The 2154-nt window shown below is 42.0% G+C and carries 3 protein-coding genes; all 3 read right to left on the bottom strand.

The genetic code is table 11. From position 1 onward, the window contains the following. Nucleotides 1-433 precede the first annotated feature (433 nt). A complete protein-coding gene (locus tag IDZ20_RS10915; RefSeq protein WP_188151470.1) occupies nt 434-871 on the bottom strand; it encodes a hypothetical protein in 438 nt (145 codons plus the stop codon). 136 nt (nt 872-1007) lie between these two features. Next, on the bottom strand, nt 1008-1394 hold the full coding sequence (locus tag IDZ20_RS10910) for a hypothetical protein (protein WP_188151469.1): 387 nt from the start codon (nt 1392-1394) through the stop codon (nt 1008-1010). A gap of 128 nt (nt 1395-1522) precedes the next feature. Further along, nucleotides 1523-1921: a hypothetical protein gene (locus IDZ20_RS10905; protein WP_188151468.1), complete on the bottom strand. Its 399-nt coding sequence runs from the start codon at nt 1919-1921 to the stop codon at nt 1523-1525. Nucleotides 1922-2154 lie beyond the last annotated feature (233 nt).

The raw sequence follows: 2154 nt of genomic DNA, 5'->3' as shown, positions 1-2154 counted from the left end.
ACCCAGTAACACACACGTTGGGCCAGCTAGCCTGGCCCTTTAGCCTAAACGAAGCGATTAGATGTAAAACACTAAAACCAGATACTACCAAAAGCCCAAAATAATACTACAAGAAGATTAAGCAATAGATTGATTTGGTACTGCCTAGAAAGAAACCACTGAGAACAACGACGGGAGACATAGTTCGGATACGACTGACTAAAAATTGAATGCCACTCCCTGACTGCATCACTGCGATTTACCCTACTACACCACTGCTGGAGCGGCACATACTAAAAAGACAACTGACAACAACCTAAAACAGACAAAGCGCTTTTTTTAATACCACGCATAACGCCGTTATAACCCGCCGGAACGGAGTTGATTTGTTTGCGCTAGCGTAGCGGTTGAGCGCAAACGAAGCAACGCAGTGAAGGTCGGGTTGATAACCTTGTTAGAGCGGTTCTTCAATTTTGCAAAAATACTCATTGAACCCCCACTCAACAACTTCCAAATAATAACAATTCCCAGTCCTTTTTAGCTTCCGAGTAACATCCGTATTTTCTGCTTTATCGAAATACTTGATCAAAAAATACTCTTCATCCTCCCTAACCAAAGAATATGGGGAAAATTTATAGCTTTCTTCCGTATTCAAATCTTTTTTGTCAAAATAAATACGAGCTTCCGTTTCCTTATATTCAGCGATAAGGTGGCCGAAAAAATCTTTCTCCATAAATTTACGAACATCATCTGGCATCGCCTCTACATCGCCCATACTTTTAAGAGATTTTTCTTCGTTAGATTTCCATTTACCCACCAACGCGCTTTTATCTGCTATTGCAGGTGAACATATAAGAACAACGATAAAGATAACTGTGAATCTATTCTTCATAAGCTCTAACGCCGCAATTACCGGCCGGAACGTAGTTGTTTGTTTTGTGCCAGCGTAGCTGAAAAGCACAAAACAAACAACGCAGTGAAGGTCCAGCCAGCTTGCTGGCGTTGGTAGATTGCTTTGTTATGAGTGATTAGCATAGTGCTATTGCCGCCTCATTTATTGAAGCACCCTTAATTGGCTGTTGATTTTGATTAACAACATTTTTACCGCTAACAATGAATTCTTGGGTGTGAAGGTTTTCTTGTATTTGTGGTTTACCGTAATAAAACCAAGACCATTGAACTTTGGATGCTTTAGCTATTTTTATTACATTACCGGAAATGATGAGTTTTGACGGGTTCCATATTTCAAGCGTTTCACCTTGGTCAAAATTTATGGTTAGTAATTCATTTGTAAAGTCAGCTGAACATGCGCGATGGATATTATCCATTGGTCTGCCGAACCAGCAACCAAACATACAAAGCGAGCCACTTCGTATATTTTCTTCGAGATTCATGATTTCGTCTGATATTTCCATATTACTCATAACGCCGCAATTACCGGCCGGAACGTAGTTGTTTGTTTTGTGCCAGCGTAGCTGAAAAGCACAAAACAAACAACGCAGTGGAGGTCCAGCCAGCTTGCTGGCGAGGGTAGATTGCTTTGTTATGCGATGCCACGACGACCTGCCATTTGCCACCCCTGATAACACCCTAAAGATAAAAAGATACAGCCCATTAACGCGCCCCAATGCCCCATATAAAGTGCCAGTGGTGAAACCACGAAGGCTGATAAACCAACGAAAGCACTAAGAAACTTAAGGCCGCCAACGGAAAAAAGACCGCCGTGCTTATTAGGTTTATTCAGAACAAGCCTGAACGAAATAAGCCCAAACCAGTAAGTCGCTAAAAGTAGAAGTGACCCACCTATAAATGTGATGTATTTTAGCCCTGCGTTTAGAGCTAGCATAAAAAATAGACCACCAAAAACAAGTGCTATGAAAGTAGTAACTAGGCCGACTAAAACCTCAAAAAATCTACCTGATGGCTCTTGATACTGATTCATAATTGATTGCGCATAACGCCAAGCTCACCTGCAATTTTTGCTGTGAGCGTTTGTGTAAAATGGAGATGCGCGACATACACAAACGGGCGCAGCAAAAATTGTCAGGTGGAGCGCCTTGTTATGCGAGGTGGCCCAAACCTGTAACACACACGTTGGGCCAGCTAGCCTGGTCCTTTAGCCTAAACGAAGCGATTAGACGATAAACATTGAAACCAGATACTACCAAAAACCCA

The sequence above is a fragment of the Teredinibacter waterburyi genome, from assembly GCF_001922985.1.
Lineage (GTDB): Bacteria > Pseudomonadota > Gammaproteobacteria > Pseudomonadales > Cellvibrionaceae > Teredinibacter > Teredinibacter waterburyi.
This window is presented reverse-complemented; position numbering and strand designations above follow the sequence as displayed.